Raw genomic sequence first — 16,356 nt, 5'->3', positions numbered from 1 at the left:
AGGCGCGGTGCAATCAGGCCGCCCGATGAAGCAGGAACCCGGTACTGCGCGAGCAGCTATCACCCAGTAATGGGAATCCCCCTCCTGTGACGCGAAGCGCTAAGGTGGGGGAGGATGTCAATGATTGAGATGACGGGTACGAGTGGCTGGGTTCATCGACGCTTCCTCTGGATTGACGGCCGCGAAGTCTACCTAAAAGTGGGGTTATTTGCAGCAAAGGGGGAACTGAATGCTGCTAATATCGTCAATCTGGCCACCCGGGAGCGGGAAAAGAGGTCAGACACAGGGGGGAGGGGCTAGGTCCTGCTGCCGCTCTGGGGTAACATGCGCGCCTGCATGACATAAATCGGCCCCGTCCTCTCTCATCCGACGGCGGCGATGCACCTCTATATGACGGGTCTTCCATGAGATGGGCCCATCCGGATATTGAAAGAAGAGATCACCATGTTACAGATTGGCAAGATGAACACCCTGACCGTCGTCGAGATCGAGGAGCGCGGCGCCTGGCTGGCGGCGGGGGAATACGGCGAGCTGCTGCTGCCCAGGCGCCAGTTGCCGGAAGGCGTCGCCGAGGAGAGCGAGGTGTCCGTCTTCCTCTATCTGGATGCGGATTGCGAGCCGGTGATCACCACCGACAAGCCCTTCGCCATGGTGGGGGACATCGTCGGTCTCAAGGTGGTCAACGCCAACAAGATTGGTGCCTTCCTCGACTGGGGCATGAAAAAGGATCTCTTCGTACCAAGCCGCGAGCAGAACAAGCCGATGCAGGTGGGCCATGTCTATCTGGTGCACCTGATGCTGGACAACGAAGGGCGCATGGTCGGCACCAGCCGTCTGGAGCGCTTCCTGCGCATCGACCCCCCTTTCAAGAGCGGTGACGAGGTGACGGTGCTGCCGGGGGAGCACACCCCCCTTGGCATCAAGGCCGTGGTCAATGGCCAGTACGCCGGCATGCTGTTCAAGAACGAGGTGTTCGGCCGCGTGATGACGGGCCGACCGCTGACCGCCTGGGTCAAGCAGGTGCGCGAAGATGGCAAGCTGGACCTGACCCTGCAAAAGCCGGGGCTGGCCCGGATGGATGACGCCGGTGCGCGCATCCTGCTGCGCCTGCAAAAGCAGGGGGGCAGCCTTGCGGTGGGAGACAAAAGCGATCCTGACGTCATCTACAAGATGTTCAGCATGAGCAAGGGCACCTTCAAGAAAGCGATCGGCGGCCTCTACAAGCAGGGCAAGATCGTCATCGAGGAGCACAGCATCCGCCTCGTGGGCTCCGACACGCCAGCAGGGGACGAATAAGGTGCCGAGTCCCTGCATCGGTGACTGCCGGGCCAAAGAGGGGCTCTGCCTCGGTTGTGGCCGCACCCTGACCGAGATAGGCCAGTGGTCCACCATGGACAGCGAGGCCCAGCTGGCCCGCATGGCCGAGCTCGATGGCTCGAAGAGCACCCATGCCTGCCCGGGCTGCGGCGAGCCGGCGTTCTGCGCCGTGTCGGCGGGGGAACCCATCGAGCGCTGTTGGTGCAACCAGCTTCCCGCGTTGCCCATGAGCGATGCCAGCGCCTGCTGGTGTCGCCGCTGTCTGGCCAAGGCCATCGCGGCACGCCCCTGACTCGGGCAGCGCAAAAAACGAAAAAGGCGCCTGGGGCGCCTTTTCTTATGCCTGTTGCTGGCGGTGCCAGCGGATATGCACGTCGTGCTCGCTCTGATCCCGTGGGAGGAGGAAGGTGGCGTAGATCACCTCGAACTCGTCCTGATGATCCAGCAAGCCGACCCAGACCTCGGCCCAACGCGCCATGTCCACCGGCTCGCCGAGCTCGGTCGACCAGTCGGCATTGGGCAGGGTTGCCTCCACCGCGCCACGTTGCTCGAACTCGAGGGTGATGTCGACGATTTGTTCGGGGGCCAGCATGTCGGCGGCCTGCTCCAGAAACTGATCATAGGCCCACTCGACCAGCTGATCCGGGCTACGTTGTTCCATGAAATCACTCCAGATACGTCCAGGTTCGCCACTTTAACAAGTATTGGGATGGGCAGCCAGCCCGGGGGCGGTGACGCCGTGCTGTCAAATGGCGGGATCAGGGGATAAGGTTAACAGAGCCGCCAGCAGGGGCGGCGTGACGGGGCGGCCTGGCAAGATGAAGCGACGACAGTACAGAAGGCAGATCAAGCGGCGGCGCGAAACCTGGTGGTGGCACTATCTGCCCCTTCATCGGGAAACCGTCGGCGGCCATCTGGGGCCCGCCTCTGATCCGCAGGATGGCGCTACTCTGTGCCGTGGACCCGGTTCAGGGTGACTTGCCCGAGTTGACCCATCTGACGACGGATCCAGGCCGAGCGCTGCTGCACATAGGGTGAGGGGGGCTTGACCCGATAACGCCAGGGATTGGGCAGGGCGGCGGCGAGCAGGGAGGCCTCGTAGCGGGTGAGGCGTATCGCCGGTTTGCCGAAGTAGTGCCTGGCGGCCGCCTCGGCGCCATAGATGCCGGGTCCGAACTCCACGATGTTGAGATAGACCTCGAGAATGCGGGACTTGTCCCAGCCCAGCTCCATCAGCAGGGTGAACCAGGCCTCTATCCCCTTGCGCAGGAAGCTGCGATCGCTCCACATGAAGAGGTTCTTGGCGGTCTGCTGGCTGAGGGTGCTGGCACCGCGCACCCGCCCGCTTTGCTGGTTGTGCCTGAGGGCCGAGCTGATGGCGTCCATGTCAAAGCCGTGATGTTCGGCAAAGCGCTGATCCTCGGCGGCGATCACCGCCAGTTGCAGCTCCCGGGAAATCTGCTCAAGCGGCACCCAGTCGTGCTTCACCTCGGCCACCTTGGCAGGGGGAAACAGGGCGCGTTCGAGGCGCCAGGTCCACATGGGAGGGTCGATGAAGCGCAGCAGCGCGACCGAGACGATGGTGCTCGCAAAGGCGGCCAGCAGCAGCTTGCTGAGCCAGCCCAGCAGTCGCCGTCTGCGCGAAGGCCTCACGGGCGCGGGCCCGCCGTCCCAGTCATAGTGGCCAGGATCATCGGGATCCGGAATTATTGGGGCAGCCATTCGATGTGGCAGAACTTCTCGTCGACGCGGCGGGAGAGCAGCATGCGGGCAAACAGGTGCTCGTACTCTTCTTGTTCGTTGCCAAGGCCGACCCAGATCTCGGCATAGTCGGCGTCGCTCACCTCAAACCCCACGTCGGCCGCCCAGTCGTCGGCGGGATCGGTCTCCGCCAGCAGGCCGCGGTCGTTGAACTCCTGATTGAAGCGGACGATCTCCTGCTCGGGCAGGTTGTCGGAGGCCAGCTCCATGAAGAGTTCGAGGGCGGTGTCGAGCAGTTCCTCGACGCTGTGCATTTCGTCATTCAAAGACATAAAAGCCGTGTTCCAGATAAGGGGGAGGGAAAGCCCGTCGGCAGCGCCTCGGGGTGCGCGGTATTCTAGCTGGCCCTGATGCCCTTGGCGAGATGCCGGGACGCCAGACATTAAAAAACCGGATCCTGGGAAAGGATCCGGTCTTCATTGGGGGAAGGGGTCGCGCATGGTGCGTCAGCTCATCCCTTCTTCTGGTCGTCGGCGAAGGTGATGTTGAGCTCAAGCACCGACAACTCGTCACTCTTCTGATCAAGCTGGACGGTGATCTTGTCCGGGTCGATCTGCACGTATTTGCGGATCACGTCGAGGATGTCCTGCTTGAGCTGGGGCAGGTAATCCGGCCCCCCTCTGGATGAACGCTCGTGAGCCACGATGATCTGCAACCGCTCTTTGGCCAGTTGTGCGGTGTTCTGTTTCTTGTTGGAACGAAAATAATCCAATAATGACATGCTTAACTCCCGAACAGTCGGCTAAAGAAGCCCTTCTTCTCTTCTTCCAGAAAACGGAAATCCTTGGTGTCACCCAGCAGACGGGCGACGGCGTCCTCGTAGGCCTGACCGGCATCGGACTCCTTGTCCAGAATGACCGGCTCGCCGGAGTTGGAGGCGCGCAGCACCGCCTGGGACTCCGGGATCACCCCGAGCAATTTGATGGCCAGGATCTCCTGTACGTCCTGCACGCTCAGCATGTCGCCGCGGTTGACGCGGGTCGGGCAGTAGCGGGTCAGCAGCAGGTGCTCCTTGATGGGGTCCTCACCGCGCTCGGCACGGCGGGACTTGGAGGCCAGGATACCGAGGATGCGATCCGAGTCACGCACGGAAGAGACTTCCGGGTTGGTGGTGACGATGGCCTCGTCGGCGAAATAGAGCGCCATCAGGGCGCCGGATTCGATACCGGCGGGGGAGTCGCAGACGATGTAGTCAAACTGCATCTCCGCCAGCTGATCCAGGATCTTCTCCACCCCTTCACGGGTCAGGGCATCCTTGTCCCGGGTCTGGGAGGCGGGCAGGATGAACAGGTTTTCGCAACGCTTGTCCTTGATGAGGGCCTGGTTGAGGTTGGCTTCCCCGTTGATGACGTTGACGAAGTCATAGACCACGCGCCGCTCGCAACCCATGATGAGGTCCAGGTTTCTCAGACCAATGTCAAAATCGATGACCACGGTCTTGTGGCCACGCTGGGCCAGACCGGTGCTCAGTGCCGCGCTGGTTGTCGTCTTGCCAACGCCACCCTTGCCCGATGTAACGACTATGATTCGCGCCATTCTCGCTTCCTTGTAACTCTATTTGATTCGGTCTATACGAAGTTGTTCATTGTCGAGCCGGATATGGACCGGCTCTTGTATCACGCCTGCAGGCAATGCATCGCTGAGCTGGAAGGTGCCCGCGATGGAGAGCAGCTCGGCCTGCAATTGCTGGCAATAAATGCGGGCCTTGGGATTGCCCTTGGCCCCTGCGATGGCTCGGCCACGCAGGGCACCGTAAACATGGATGCTGTCATCGGCGATGACTTCGGCGCCAGGGCTCACCGAGCCCAGCACCACCAGCGAGGTGCCGGCTGCATAGATCTGCTGACCGGAGCGCACCGGGCCCACGTGGACTTTGCTTGCCTCCACGGGCGCTGGCACCGGGGGAACCGGTGCGGCCTCCACTGGCTTGGGCTCAGGCACTGGCGGCGTCGGCTCAGGTTCTGCCTTGCGGCTCTTGCCTGACACCATGACGGCGAGGCCTGCCGCCTTGGCGGCCGTCTTCATCGCCTCGTCCCGCGCCCCCGTGATCCCGACCAGCACGAAGTCTTCCGACTCGACCAGCTCCCTGAGCTGTTCGAAATCGGGGATCGCTTCGAGGCGTTCCACATTGAGGACGAGGGGGGCACAATTAAAAAACTGGGGGGCCTGCGCGACCTTGGCCTCCAGCAGTTGTCGGATCCGGGCCGGATTGCCATCGCTGAGATGCAACACAGAAATAGTGAAGGTGGTCCCTTTCAATTCGTTATCGCGTTCAACCATGAATCTTCCCCGAACCGAGACGGTAATACGTTATTGTTATTCAATTCCTGATGTTATAGTTTGCCACCACCAGAGGCAATAAACCCGTCGGATTATATCAATTTCCATGTTGTGTGCAGTCTATAAAAGTCGCAAAAAAGCCGAGACCTATCTCTTTATTGAACGAAGAGAGGACTTTTCCCGCGTTCCCGAGGTGCTGATGAGTACCTTCGGGCGTCCCGAACTGGTCCTGATGACCAAGCTGGACCCGGCCAAGCCCCTGGGGCTGGCCTCCACGGAGCGGGTGATGGCCGCCCTGAAGAGCCAGGGCTTTTATCTGCAGGTGCCACCGCCACCGGAAAACCTGCTGGAGCAGCACAAGGCGCAATTAAAGGGCGCACGATGAGGGCGGGGCGGCTGGCACTGCTGTTGTCAGGCGCCCTGTCGGGATCGCCGGTGCAGGCTGGCCCCGATTTTGACCAGTACGTGGCAAGCCTCAAAGAGCAGGCGCTGGCGGCGGGCATGTTGCCCGAGACGGTGAGTGCGGCCTTTGCGGATGTCCACCTTGTCGATGCCGCCATCAGGCACGACAAAAATCAGCCGGAATTCAAACTGACCCTGGACACATATATTCCCCGGGCGGTGCCGGAATGGAAAGTCAAGCAAGCCCAAACCTTATATCGCCAGCATTTGCCTCTGCTCACAAAAATAGGCCGGGAATATGGGGTACAGCCCCGCTTTATTGTTGCCTTGTGGGGAATTGAAACCAATTTCGGCAAAATAACCGGCCATTATCCCCTTATCTCTTCTCTCTCGACCCTGGCCTGGGACGGTCGCCGTGAAGCCTTCTTCAAAGGCGAGTTGTTCGATGCCCTGCGCATTCTGGAGCAGGGACATGTGAACCCCGCCAACTTCAAGGGATCCTGGGCGGGGGCCATGGGACAGGTGCAGTTCATGCCCTCGTCATTCCTGCGATACGCGGTGGATCAGGACGGGGACGGCAAGAAGGATCTCTGGGGCAATCTCGCGGATGTATTTGGATCGGCTGCCAATTATCTGAGTCAGAACGGCTGGCGCGAAGACCAGACCTGGGGACGGCGGGTGAGGGTGCCAGAACGCCTGGACCCCGCCTTGCTGGGACTTGATACCCGCAAGTCCCTGGCGACCTGGCAGGCCCTCGGGGTTCGCCAGCAGGACGGCTCACCTCTGCCTGCGGTCGACATGCAGGCCTCCCTCATCCGCCCTGACGATATTCACGGGCGAAGCTACCTTGCCTATGACAATTACCGGGTACTGCGTCACTGGAATCGCTCCCCCTATTTCGTGGTGGCCGTCGGCACCCTGGCCGATCGCATCGTGAAATAGCTCTCCCCCGTTCTCCTGTCACGGTGAACGGGTGGAGGTGATATGCCCGTCTCTTTTTATCCCTTGTCGGCCTCCCTTTATCCACGCCACGAACGCTGCCCTTTAAATCGCGACCAAAAAAAAGCGGGAATATATATCCCGCTTTTTTCATGTCATCGCGACTCGGCGTTAGTCGCAGGCAACCTGCATCACCTTGATGGCCAGGCCACCGCGGGAGGTCTCGCGGTACTTGGAATCCATGTCCTTGCCGGTGATGTACATGGTCTCGATCACCTTGTCCAGCGACACGCGCGGCTTGGAGGTGCGACGCAGGGCCATGCGGGAGGCGTTGACCGCCTTCATGGCGGCGATGGCGTTGCGCTCGATGCAGGGTACCTGTACCTGGCCGGCCACCGGGTCGCAGGTCAGACCCAGGTTGTGTTCCATGCCGATCTCTGCGGCTTCACAGACGTGCTCGGGGCTGCCGCCCATCAGTTCGGTCAGGCCGGCGGCGGCCATGGAGCAGGAGACGCCCACTTCACCCTGGCAGCCCACTTCGGCGCCGGAGATGGATGCGTTCATCTTGTAGAGCATGCCGACGGCGGCAGCGGCCAGATAGAAGCGGGTGTACTCGTCGCGGCCCACCGGCTGGATGAACTTGTCGTAGTAGGCCAGCACGGCCGGGATGATGCCGGCGGCGCCGTTGGTCGGTGCGGTGACGACGCGGCCACCGGCGGCGTTCTCTTCACTCACCGCCAGGGCGAACATGTTGACCCAGTCCACGATGTTCATGGGATCGTTGGAGAGGTTCTCGTTGGTGGTCAGCTGGCGGTAGAGCGGCGCGGCGCGGCGCGGTACGCGCAGCGGGCCGGAGAGGACGCCCTCGGTGCGGCAGCCGCGCTCGATCCCTTCCCGCATGGTGGTCCAGATCTTGCCAAGCTTCTTGTAGATCTCTTCCGGGGTGTTGAAGCACTTCTCGTTTTCCATCATCAGGGCGGAGATGGAGAGACCGCTCTGGCTGCAGTGGGCGATGAGCTCGGCGGCACTCTTGAAGGGATAGCTGACGGACATGTCGCCGCTGTCACCCTTGCCAAAGTTCTCTTCGTCGACGATGAAGCCACCGCCAATGGAGTAGTAGGTCTTGCTGTAGACGGCGTCATCTTCGATGAAGGCGGTCAACCTCATGCCGTTTTCGTGCAGGGGCAAGGCCTCGTCATGGAAGATCATGGCGCCCTTGGGGAAGCTGACGGTGTGGCAGTGCAGGCCGATGGGCAGACGACCGGTCTGCTCCACGCGGGAAATGAATTCGGGGATGGCGTCGATGTCGACGTTCTCCGGCAGGTTGCCCGCCAGACCCATGATGATGGCGGTATCCGTGTGGTGGCCTTTGCCGGTCCAGGAGAGGGAGCCATAGACATCGACCTGGATCCGGGTGATGTCACGGATCTTGCCGCCAGCACGCAGTTCATCCACGAACTGTTTGGCTGCCTTCATGGGGCCGACAGTGTGGGAAGAGGAGGGGCCAACACCGATTTTGAAGATATCAAAAACGCTGATCATGTAACAATTACCTCAGGGTAGAAGGGGGCGCCATGCCCACTCGCAGAAAAGGGATCCATGGGACGGGTCTGTCGTCACAAAGGCCAGGGAACCGGATAACCACAGTGTAACGGTTCAATGCCTAAAAAAAGTTGAAACAGATCTATTTTTGTTGAATTCGTGGCGCGAGTATAAAATTTATTTTGATGGTTATCCATTTTGTTAAGCGCCAGACAAACGTTTTGCAAAAAAATACCCGGCGATGCCGGGTATTCGAGTGCCATATGCGGCTTTATCACAGCGGCTTAACACTCGGTGATGTTGACGGCAAGGCCGCCCCGGGCGGTCTCCTTGTACTTGGTCTTCATGTCGTTGCCGGTTTCCCACATGGTTCTGATCACCTTGTCCAGCGACACCTTGTGCTCGCCGGTGCCACGCAGGGCGAGGCGGGCAGCATTGATCGCCTTGACCGCGCCCATGGCGTTGCGCTCGATGCAGGGCACCTGCACCAGACCACCGACGGGATCACAGGTCAGCCCGAGATTGTGCTCCATGCCGATTTCGGCGGCGTTCTCGACGATGGCGGGGCTGGCGCCCAGCAGCTCGGCCAGGGCACCAGCGGCCATGGAGCAGGCCACGCCGACCTCGCCCTGACAGCCGACCTCGGCCCCCGAGAGGGAGGCATTCTTCTTGTAGAGGATGCCGATGGCGGCGGCGGTGAGGAAGTACTGCATCAGCAGCTCGTCATCCACCTTGCGCACGAAGCGATCGTAATAGTGCAACACCGCGGGGATGATGCCGGCGGCGCCGTTGGTCGGCGCCGTCACCACGCGGCCCCCGGCGGCGTTCTCCTCGTTGACGGCCAGCGCAAAGAGATCCACCCACTCCATCACCATCAGCGGATCCTTGTTGAAATTGGTCTCGCCACAGAGCTGGCGATAGAGGGCGGGAGCCCGGCGCTTGACCTTGAGACCGCCTGGCAGCACCCCCTCGCTCTTGCAGCCACGCTCCACACACCCCTGCATCGCCTGCCAGATCTTGCGAAGCCCGGCCTTGATCTCCGCTTCCGAGCGAAACACCTTCTCGTTGGCCAGCATCAGCCCCGAGATGGAGAGGCCGCTCTCCTGGCACTGGGCCAGCAGTTCGGCGCCGCTCTCGAAGGGATAGGGGATGGGGTGGGCGGCATCGAAGCGGGCCGCCTCTTCCCGGGCGTTGGCGAAGTGACTCTCCTCGATGATGAAACCGCCCCCGATGGAGTAGTAGGTCTGCTCGAACACAAGGGTGTCACCCTCATAGGCGCGCAGTGTCATGCCGTTGGAGTGGGCGGGAAGGGTCTTGCGTCGATTGAAGAGGATGGCGCCGATGCGGGGAAATTCGCTGGGTTGCTCGCCGCCAAGGCAGAGGGTCTGGGTCTGCTCTACCTGGGCGAGGAAGGCGGGAATGGCCTCGATGTCCACGGATTCGGGTTCAAATCCGGCCAGTCCCAGGATGATGGCCTTGCCGGTGCCGTGCCCCTTGCCGGTCTGGCCCAGTGAGCCGTAGCACTCGACAACGACGCGTCCGGTACGGGAGAGGAGTGCGTTCGCTTTGAGGGTCTGGATGAAGGCGCAGGCGGCCCGCATCGGTCCCACGGTATGGGAGGAGGAGGGGCCTATCCCGATGGAAAACATGTCGAAGACACTGATCATGACGTACTCCAATTATGGATTTCGTCTAAACATTGTAAATTTTTTGTAGTCGTTGAAAAGGGGGGAGATAGCGGGGTGTGATGGCGGTAGGGAAATGGGCGCGGGAGAGGCGCGCCATGGGGGAGCCGCTCGGCATCCCATGGCGCCCGTGATACATCAGTCGAGGAACTCGCACAGATAGGCGGAGGCGATCTTCACTTCCAGCTTGAAGGAGGAGTGACCGGCCACGTCGAAGGATTCCCCCTGCTGGTAGGTGTGCCACTCATCTTCGTCGGCCAGCTGGATGGTGAGGGCGCCCTTGATCACCGTCATGCGCTCCGGGGCGGCGGTATTGAACAGGTACTCGCCCGCTTCCATCACACCAACGGTAGCTTTCTCACCTTTTTGCTCGAAACCGATGGATTTAACATTTCCGTCAAAATACTCGTTAACTTTCAGCATCTTTTCTTCCCTGTATGCACGTTTGCAGAGCCAACGTAGCACACTGTTTTGGATGTTGTCATGGTAAAAGGAGCAAAAACAGCCGTGTCTCTTTTGAGGCTTTACTTTCTCATAAAGTTATCAATGCATTTCGTTAACGGATTCTGATGTAAAACGGGGCGCAAATATGAGATAAAGCGCACCGCCAGAGCAATGGAGAGGATTTGACGCTCTGGGTGGTCATTTACGCTGTAAAAGTGTGAGTAATTGCTAAATAAAGGAACATTCTGTGTTAACAAAAGGATTAATCAAAAACATCGGCTTCCAGGTAGTGGTGGCCATGGTGCTGGGCGCGCTGGTCGGGGCGCTCATGGGAGAGCAAGCCACGGTGTTTGCGCCGCTCGGCACCCTGTTTATCCAGCTGATCAAGATGCTGGTGATCCCGCTGGTGGCGGTGGCCATCCTGTCCGGAGCCGCCAACCTGGGGGCCAGCCCCGCCGCAGGCAAGATTGGCGTCACCACGCTCGCTTTCTTCCTCGGCACCTCCGCACTGGCGGTGTTCCTGGCGCTGGTGATGGGTCAGGTGTTCAAACCCGGTGTGGGCGTTGACTTTGGCGCCACCGCGGCCATGTTCTCCGGCGACTATGCCGACAAGGGAGCACTGCCTGATGCAGTGGCCACCCTGCTCGGCATGATCCCGACCAACGTGTTCAGCGCCTTGAACGAGGCCAACATCCTGCAGATCCTGGTGTTCTGCATGTTCCTCGGCATCGCCTTGGCCAAGCAGCCCCGCGAGCGCGCCAAGCCGCTGGTGGACGGGCTCAACACCCTGGTGGACGCCTTCGTCTGGATGATCAACAAGGTGATGCTGATCGCCCCCATCGGCGTCTTCGGCCTGATGGCCGACGCCATCGGCACCTACGGCTTCGACGTGCTGACCCTGGTGCTCAAGCTGTTCGTCGTCTATGTCGCCGCCATCCTCATCTTCGGCTTCGTGGTCTATCCGCTGCTGATCGCGTTCTTCTCCAACACGCCGGTACGCAAGTACTTCTCCGCGATGAAGAAACCGCAGATCGTGGCCTTCTCCACCGCCTCTTCCATGGCGACCCTGCCGGTCAACATGGAGACCTGCGAGCGCGATCTGAAGGTGACCAACGCCACTGCGTCCTTCGTGCTGCCGCTGGGCGCCACCATCAACATGAGCGGCAACGCGATCTATTACGGCCTGGTCGCCATCTTCTTCGCCCAGGTCTATAACATCGATCTGTCCATGGGTGCCTGGGCGGCGATCATCGTCACCTCCACCCTGGGTGCCATCGGTCAGGCCGGTGTACCGGGCCCGAGCTTCCTGGTGGTTGCCGTGCTGCTGGCGGCCGGGATTCCCATCGAGGGTCTGCCGCTGCTGTTCGCGCTGGATCGTCTGTTCGACATGATCCGCACCGCGCTGAACATCACCGGTGATGCGGCCTGTGCCATCATCGTCGATCGCTACAGCCCGGATTACGATCCGAACCGCTGGAGCAAGGAGGCCTGATATCGGTCGTCCACGATGCATGACAAGAGGGAGGCTTCAAGCCTCCCTCTTTCATTTGTGTCTATTTGCTGGCGGTGTTCCCCGCTCGCCTCGCCCGTCTGCGTAACTCAGGGAGAGAGGTGTGCCAGGGCCTGGCGGCAGCGCTGTTCGGCCGCCTCCAGCTCCAGCAGGACCATCTGGATATCTTCCAGCTGCTGCTGCAGGGTTTCCCGCTTGTCGGCCACCAGCCCCAGCATGGTCTGCAACTGGGAGCGGCTGCTCTTGTCCGCATCGTAGAGATCGAACAGCTCCCGGATCTCTGCGAGGCTGAAGCCCAGACGCTTGCCACGCAGGGTCAGCTTGAGCCGCACCCTGTCCTGACGGCTGTAGATCCTGTGCTGTCCCTGGCGGGTCGGGTTGAGCAGGCCCTGATCCTCGTAGAAGCGGATGCTGCGGGTGGTCACATCGAACTCGCGAGCCAGTTCGCTGATGCTGAAGGTGCGGGTGTCGTCCCTGGATTTGGTCATGGGGCTGTCTTGGCTGCCATCTGGTTGTCAATGCAGGCTGGCACCTTACCCAAACGTCAACTTCCCCGCAAGTCTTGTTCCTGTCGCGGTCGCGGCATATGTTATCCCGATGTAACAAGGAGAGTGCTATCGATGGATATCGTGATTGTGGCGGCCAAACGTACCCCCATGGGGGCTTTCCAGGGGGCCCTGAGTGTGCTCGGGGCCCCCGAGCTTGGCGCCTGCGCCATCCGCGCCGCGCTGGCGCAGGCCGGGATGACGGGGGAGCAGGTCAATGAGGTCTATATGGGCAACGTGCTGAGCGCAGGGGCCGGCCAGGCGCCAGCCCGCCAGGCGGCGCTCAAGGGGGGGCTGCCGGACAGCGTGCCCTGTACCACCATCAACAAGGTATGCGGCTCCGGCATGAAGGCAGTGATGCTGGCGGCGGACAGCCTGCGTCTGGGGGAGGCCGAGGTCGTGGTGGCGGGGGGCATGGAGAGCATGAGCCGCGCCCCCTATCTGCTGGACAAGGCGCGCAGCGGTTTTCGCATGGGGCACCAGAGCGTGCTCGATCACATGTTCCTGGACGGCTTGCAGGATGCCTACGAAGGCCATCTCATGGGGCATTACGCCCAGTTGAGCGCTGATCGCAGCGGACTGATCCGGGCCGATATGGATGCCTTTGCCATCGCCTCCCTGGAGCGGGCGCTGACGGCGCAGCGCAGCGGTGCCTTTGCCGCGGAACTGGCTCCCGTCATGACCTCTGAGGATACCCTGCTGCTGGCCGAGGATGAGCAACCGGGCAAAGCCAGGCCCGACAAGATCCCCGGCCTCAAGCCGGCCTTCAGCAAGCACGGCACCATCACGGCGGCCAATGCCAGTTCCATCTCGGACGGGGCGGCAGCCCTGGTGCTGATGCGGGGGGAGACCGCTGCCCAGCTCGGATTGCCGGTGCTGGCCAGGGTAGTGGGTTACCAGAGTCACGCCGCCTTGCCGGCGGAGTTTACCAGTGCCCCCGTCGGCGCCATTGACAAGTTGCTGGCCCGGGTGGGCTGGTCGGTGGAGGAGGTGGACCTGTTCGAGGTGAACGAGGCATTCGCCATGGTGAGCATGCTGGCCATGGCCGGGTGCGGCATTCCCCATCACAAGTTGAACGTGAACGGCGGGGCCTGTGCGCTGGGGCACCCTCTTGGCGCCAGTGGCGCCCGCATCCTGGTGACCCTGATCCATGCCCTGCGTGCCCGCGGGCTCAGACGAGGGGTGGCGAGCCTGTGCATCGGGGGAGGGGAGGCAACGGCCATCGCCATCGAGGCAGGCTGAATGCGTGGGTGAGATTGCTGCGGGTTGATGAAATGACAACGTCCCTTCAAGAGGGACGTTGTCATGTCTGGCGGGAGTGGACCGGTTGCTCTTCCATGGCCTGAAGCTGCTGGTTGACCCAGGCGGTGGCGCTCAGATAGAGGTGGCTGACCTTCTCTTCGTTGAGGCCGAGCCGGACGGTGTTGGCGGCGACCCGCTGCCAGTCGGCTTTCTCGAAATCTTCACAGAACGCCAGGTAGAACCCGAGCTTGCCCTTGCGGGTGAGCAGGGCGGCACGAATGTCGTCGGTCAGGGGAATGGAGCCGAGCAGCTGATCCAGCGGTTCACCCATGAGCACGTCCAGCAGGGAGAAGAGGCCGGTGACAAAGGCTTGCTGTGCCTGCTCTGCGGGCGCATGGGTCTGGGCCAGCAGTTCGCAGAACCGGGCTCTGATGAGGGACATCTGGTGGAGTTCGGCGCTCTTTTCACTTCCCGCACTGGTGGCGGCGATCAGGGCGACGAAGCGCTTGAGCTGGGCGTGCCCCAGGGAACTTGCGGCCTGGCGAAACGAGGCGATGGGCTGGGGGAAACGCTTGAGGTGGTTGATGTAGCGCAGCAGCTTGAGGGAGAGGGTGAGATCCTGGTTGAGCAGTTGCTCAATCTTGTCCAGATCCGGTTCGGTCTGATTGACCACCTCGAGCAGCTGCATCACCACCAGCTGGGCCGGCGGTATGGTGGGCTGTTGCACCATCTGGGGGCGGCTGAAGAAAAATCCCTGGAACAGGGTGACGCCGAGCTGCTTCATCCGCTCGAACTCGGCCTGATCCTCGACTTTCTCGGCCAGATAGGTGAGGGGCAGGTGGCGATGATTCGCCATGAAGTGCTCTATGCAGGGTTGCGGCGTGCTGCGCAGGTCGAACTTGATGATATGGATGTAGGGGAGGAACCTGTCCCAGTCTGAGACCATGGTGAAGTCATCCAGCGCCAACCGATAGCCCAGCCCATAGAGCTGGATCACTTTTTCCAGCAGCGCATCGTCGGGCTCGGCATCCTCCAGGATCTCGATCACCACCTTGTCACGGGGGAGGCATTCGGCCAATCCATCCAGCAACAGGGAGTGGGGGAAATTGATGTAGCAGGGGTGATCTCCGATGAGATGGTCGATGTTCTGCTGCAAGAACTGCTCGGCAACCAGCCTGGAAGTGGCCTGCTGTGCGGAGACGGAGGGAAATACATTGTCCAGGCTGTCGCGAAACAGCAGCTCATAGGCTTGGGTGTTCAACTCCCGATCCAGAATGGGCTGCCTTGCTACATAGGAATACATGCGTCTCTCCACCATGGTTACAGGCTTGATTCTATGGTGAAGCGGATCACTATGCCAGTGCCGACCGGTCGGGAAGGTCAACAACTGGCATACTATTTGTCAGGAAACCCGGGGTGTCAGAACAGGTAGTTGAGCTGCAGGCCGGCGAGCCAGGCATCCCCTTCCGAGGTGCCATTGAAAGTGGAGGTGGTCTGGGGGATGCCGGGCCTGAGCTGCATGGTTTCGCTCACGTCCACCTTCTTGCCGTCGATCAGGGTCAGCCCCAGATCCAGCGAGAGGTGGCGGTCAATCTGGTAGCCCACGCCAGCGCTGTACCAGACCCGATCCGAGTCGGGGATGGAGATGGTGCGGCGATCCGCCGGGACCGGGCTGCGGTCGTAGGCGATACCGGAGCGCAGTTGCCACTGGGGGGCCAGCTGGTAGGTCATCCCCAGGGCATAGCGCCAACTGTCTTCCCAGTGCTCCTCCTTGATGTGCATGGTGCCGTGGTGGTCGAGCTCGGATTCGAGCTGCACGAACTTGCTCCAGTTGGTCCAGTTGATACTCGAATGCAGCGCCAGGGCCGGGGTGAGTTGATGGAACAGAGCCAGCTCGGCGGTGGCGGGCAGAGGCAGATCCAGGCTGCCGGTATCGGTGAAGGGCTGGCCCCTTTGATCGATGCCGATGGCGTCACCGGAGAGGGTCAGGGTCACGTCGTGGCGATAGGAGAGACCGACGCGGGTTGCCTGCGACAACTCAAGCAGGGTGCCCAGGTTCCAGCCCATGGCCCAGCCATCCCCTTTCAGGTGCTTGGCTATCTGGTTGTTGGAGGGGAAAGTGCCGCCCACTTCCCCTTCCCCCTGAATGGCGGAGAGACCGGCCCCGACGGACCAGACGCGGTTGATGCGATAGGCCAGGGAGGCCCCCAGATCCACGGTCTTGATGTCGGAGACGTTGCCGAAGTGACCGGCGTTGTAGTTGTCCGGCATCTTGACCCCGAGTCCGTAATAGGAGGTGGCGGCAAGTCCGAGGCGCCATTGCTCGTTGAGGGGCACGATGAGATAGGTGTTGGGCACCCAGGCGTCACCCGCAATGTCGTGGGCTCTGGCATCCAGGCTGACCGGCCCCTGGGGGGTAGGCACCCGTGTGGTGCCCTCGATGTTGACGTCGGGGTGCACGTGGATAACGCCGCCGGAGAAGGCCAGGGTATCGAACCGGGTCATGGCGGCGGCATTGCGGGAGAGCACGCTGGCATTGTCGGCGATGGCGGCCTCACCCGCGAAGGCACGCCCCATGCCTGTGGCGGATTGCTCCGCGAGCTGGAAGCCGGCAGCCTGCACCTGGCTCGACAGCAGCAAGAGGGCTATGAGGGAGGGTTTGATGGTCGGATGCATGGTCTTTCCTCGG

General features: G+C 61.5%; 18 protein-coding genes. 6 read left to right on the top strand and 12 right to left on the bottom strand.

Annotated elements, in window-relative coordinates:
- Positions 1-426 precede the first annotated feature (426 nt).
- The gene (locus ACNPAA_RS16970) at positions 427-1,296 is read left to right on the top strand and encodes a S1 RNA-binding domain-containing protein (protein WP_042014378.1); all 870 of its coding nucleotides are present in this window, start codon (positions 427-429) and stop codon (positions 1,294-1,296) included.
- A 1-nt stretch (position 1,297) separates the two neighbouring features.
- Positions 1,298-1,609, top strand: a complete 312-nt coding sequence (locus tag ACNPAA_RS16965) for a DUF1289 domain-containing protein (protein WP_039039099.1) — start codon at positions 1,298-1,300, stop codon at positions 1,607-1,609.
- Between the two features lie 45 nt (positions 1,610-1,654).
- On the opposite strand, the gene ACNPAA_RS16960 is transcribed toward ACNPAA_RS16965, so the two are convergent.
- The 6 genes from ACNPAA_RS16960 to minC form a co-directional block, all read right to left on the bottom strand.
- Positions 1,655-1,978 (bottom strand): HI1450 family dsDNA-mimic protein, encoded by a 324-nt coding sequence (locus ACNPAA_RS16960; protein WP_010674643.1) that lies wholly within the window; start codon positions 1,976-1,978, stop codon positions 1,655-1,657.
- A gap of 284 nt (positions 1,979-2,262) precedes the next feature.
- On the bottom strand, positions 2,263-2,970 hold the full coding sequence (gene mtgA / locus ACNPAA_RS16955) for a monofunctional biosynthetic peptidoglycan transglycosylase (protein WP_109112978.1): 708 nt from the start codon (positions 2,968-2,970) through the stop codon (positions 2,263-2,265).
- A gap of 53 nt (positions 2,971-3,023) precedes the next feature.
- Positions 3,024-3,350, bottom strand: a complete 327-nt coding sequence (locus tag ACNPAA_RS16950) for an HI1450 family dsDNA-mimic protein (protein ID WP_029314491.1) — start codon at positions 3,348-3,350, stop codon at positions 3,024-3,026.
- A gap of 179 nt (positions 3,351-3,529) precedes the next feature.
- Entirely contained in the window at positions 3,530-3,799 is a 270-nt protein-coding gene (minE, locus tag ACNPAA_RS16945; protein ID WP_010674646.1) for a cell division topological specificity factor MinE, read from the bottom strand.
- A 2-nt stretch (positions 3,800-3,801) separates the two neighbouring features.
- On the bottom strand, positions 3,802-4,614 hold the full coding sequence (gene minD / locus ACNPAA_RS16940) for a septum site-determining protein MinD (protein WP_010674647.1): 813 nt from the start codon (positions 4,612-4,614) through the stop codon (positions 3,802-3,804).
- 18 nt (positions 4,615-4,632) lie between these two features.
- Positions 4,633-5,358, bottom strand: a complete 726-nt coding sequence (gene minC, locus ACNPAA_RS16935) for a septum site-determining protein MinC (protein WP_039039101.1) — start codon at positions 5,356-5,358, stop codon at positions 4,633-4,635.
- Positions 5,359-5,464: 106 nt separating this feature from the next.
- On the opposite strand from minC, the gene ACNPAA_RS16930 reads away from it, so the two are divergent.
- Together ACNPAA_RS16930 and ACNPAA_RS16925 are read left to right on the top strand one after the other, a co-directional pair.
- On the top strand, positions 5,465-5,743 hold the full coding sequence (locus ACNPAA_RS16930; RefSeq protein ID WP_029314494.1) for a YcgL domain-containing protein: 279 nt from the start codon (positions 5,465-5,467) through the stop codon (positions 5,741-5,743).
- Entirely contained in the window at positions 5,740-6,702 is a 963-nt protein-coding gene (locus tag ACNPAA_RS16925) for a lytic murein transglycosylase (protein ID WP_010674650.1), read from the top strand. Before ACNPAA_RS16930 ends, ACNPAA_RS16925 begins: the two co-directional genes overlap by 4 nt.
- 168 nt (positions 6,703-6,870) lie before the next feature.
- Here the strand turns inward: ACNPAA_RS16925 and ACNPAA_RS16920 are convergent, their stop codons facing one another.
- From ACNPAA_RS16920 to ACNPAA_RS16910, 3 genes are all read right to left on the bottom strand, one after another.
- Entirely contained in the window at positions 6,871-8,241 is a 1,371-nt protein-coding gene (locus ACNPAA_RS16920; protein WP_039039104.1) for an L-serine ammonia-lyase, read from the bottom strand.
- 284 nt (positions 8,242-8,525) lie between these two features.
- The gene (locus ACNPAA_RS16915) at positions 8,526-9,908 is read right to left on the bottom strand and encodes an L-serine ammonia-lyase (protein ID WP_010674652.1); all 1,383 of its coding nucleotides are present in this window, start codon (positions 9,906-9,908) and stop codon (positions 8,526-8,528) included.
- Positions 9,909-10,064: 156 nt separating this feature from the next.
- Positions 10,065-10,349, bottom strand: a complete 285-nt coding sequence (locus ACNPAA_RS16910; RefSeq protein WP_010674653.1) for a pyrimidine/purine nucleoside phosphorylase — start codon at positions 10,347-10,349, stop codon at positions 10,065-10,067.
- Between the two features lie 268 nt (positions 10,350-10,617).
- Between ACNPAA_RS16910 and ACNPAA_RS16905 the strand changes: the two genes are divergently transcribed.
- Entirely contained in the window at positions 10,618-11,862 is a 1,245-nt protein-coding gene (locus ACNPAA_RS16905) for a dicarboxylate/amino acid:cation symporter (RefSeq protein ID WP_041215213.1), read from the top strand.
- A 107-nt stretch (positions 11,863-11,969) separates the two neighbouring features.
- Here the strand turns inward: ACNPAA_RS16905 and ACNPAA_RS16900 are convergent, their stop codons facing one another.
- A complete protein-coding gene (locus ACNPAA_RS16900; protein ID WP_010674655.1) occupies positions 11,970-12,368 on the bottom strand; it encodes a MerR family transcriptional regulator in 399 nt (132 codons plus the stop codon).
- A 132-nt stretch (positions 12,369-12,500) separates the two neighbouring features.
- Here ACNPAA_RS16900 and ACNPAA_RS16895 point away from each other — a divergent pair, with 132 nt between their 5' ends.
- Positions 12,501-13,667, top strand: a complete 1,167-nt coding sequence (locus tag ACNPAA_RS16895; protein ID WP_210556022.1) for a thiolase family protein — start codon at positions 12,501-12,503, stop codon at positions 13,665-13,667.
- Positions 13,668-13,728: 61 nt separating this feature from the next.
- Here the strand turns inward: ACNPAA_RS16895 and ACNPAA_RS16890 are convergent, their stop codons facing one another.
- Positions 13,729-14,970, bottom strand: coding sequence for an EAL and HDOD domain-containing protein (locus ACNPAA_RS16890; protein ID WP_113070305.1), 1,242 nt, complete (start codon positions 14,968-14,970; stop codon positions 13,729-13,731).
- 116 nt (positions 14,971-15,086) lie between these two features.
- Positions 15,087-16,343, bottom strand: coding sequence for an outer membrane protein transport protein (locus ACNPAA_RS16885; RefSeq protein ID WP_417891890.1), 1,257 nt, complete (start codon positions 16,341-16,343; stop codon positions 15,087-15,089).
- Positions 16,344-16,356 lie beyond the last annotated feature (13 nt).

The sequence above is a fragment of the Aeromonas sp. PS2Canimalfood6 genome, assembly GCF_048276795.1.
Lineage (GTDB): Bacteria > Pseudomonadota > Gammaproteobacteria > Enterobacterales > Aeromonadaceae > Aeromonas > Aeromonas caviae.
The sequence above is the reverse complement of the archived record's forward strand: the minus strand, read 5'-3'. Positions and strand labels throughout refer to the sequence as shown.

Bases quoted from the DNA above. Each gene is read 5' to 3' on its own strand.
- ACNPAA_RS16950 (WP_029314491.1), bottom strand. From the start codon at position 3,350: ATGTCTTTGAATGACGAAATGCACAGCGTCGAGGAACTGCTCGACACC.
- ACNPAA_RS16910 (WP_010674653.1), bottom strand. From the start codon at position 10,349: ATGCTGAAAGTTAACGAGTATTTTGACGGAAATGTTAAATCCATCGGT.
- ACNPAA_RS16900 (WP_010674655.1), bottom strand. From the start codon at position 12,368: ATGACCAAATCCAGGGACGACACCCGCACCTTCAGCATCAGCGAACTG.
- minD (WP_010674647.1), bottom strand. From the start codon at position 4,614: ATGGCGCGAATCATAGTCGTTACATCGGGCAAGGGTGGCGTTGGCAAG.
- ACNPAA_RS16960 (WP_010674643.1), bottom strand. From the start codon at position 1,978: ATGGAACAACGTAGCCCGGATCAGCTGGTCGAGTGGGCCTATGATCAG.
- ACNPAA_RS16915 (WP_010674652.1), bottom strand. From the start codon at position 9,908: ATGATCAGTGTCTTCGACATGTTTTCCATCGGGATAGGCCCCTCCTCC.
- ACNPAA_RS16890 (WP_113070305.1), bottom strand. From the start codon at position 14,970: ATGTATTCCTATGTAGCAAGGCAGCCCATTCTGGATCGGGAGTTGAAC.
- ACNPAA_RS16885 (WP_417891890.1), bottom strand. From the start codon at position 16,343: ATGCATCCGACCATCAAACCCTCCCTCATAGCCCTCTTGCTGCTGTCG.
- ACNPAA_RS16930 (WP_029314494.1), top strand. From the start codon at position 5,465: ATGTTGTGTGCAGTCTATAAAAGTCGCAAAAAAGCCGAGACCTATCTC.
- ACNPAA_RS16895 (WP_210556022.1), top strand. From the start codon at position 12,501: ATGGATATCGTGATTGTGGCGGCCAAACGTACCCCCATGGGGGCTTTC.
- minC (WP_039039101.1), bottom strand. From the start codon at position 5,358: ATGGTTGAACGCGATAACGAATTGAAAGGGACCACCTTCACTATTTCT.
- ACNPAA_RS16920 (WP_039039104.1), bottom strand. From the start codon at position 8,241: ATGATCAGCGTTTTTGATATCTTCAAAATCGGTGTTGGCCCCTCCTCT.
- minE (WP_010674646.1), bottom strand. From the start codon at position 3,799: ATGTCATTATTGGATTATTTTCGTTCCAACAAGAAACAGAACACCGCA.
- ACNPAA_RS16925 (WP_010674650.1), top strand. From the start codon at position 5,740: ATGAGGGCGGGGCGGCTGGCACTGCTGTTGTCAGGCGCCCTGTCGGGA.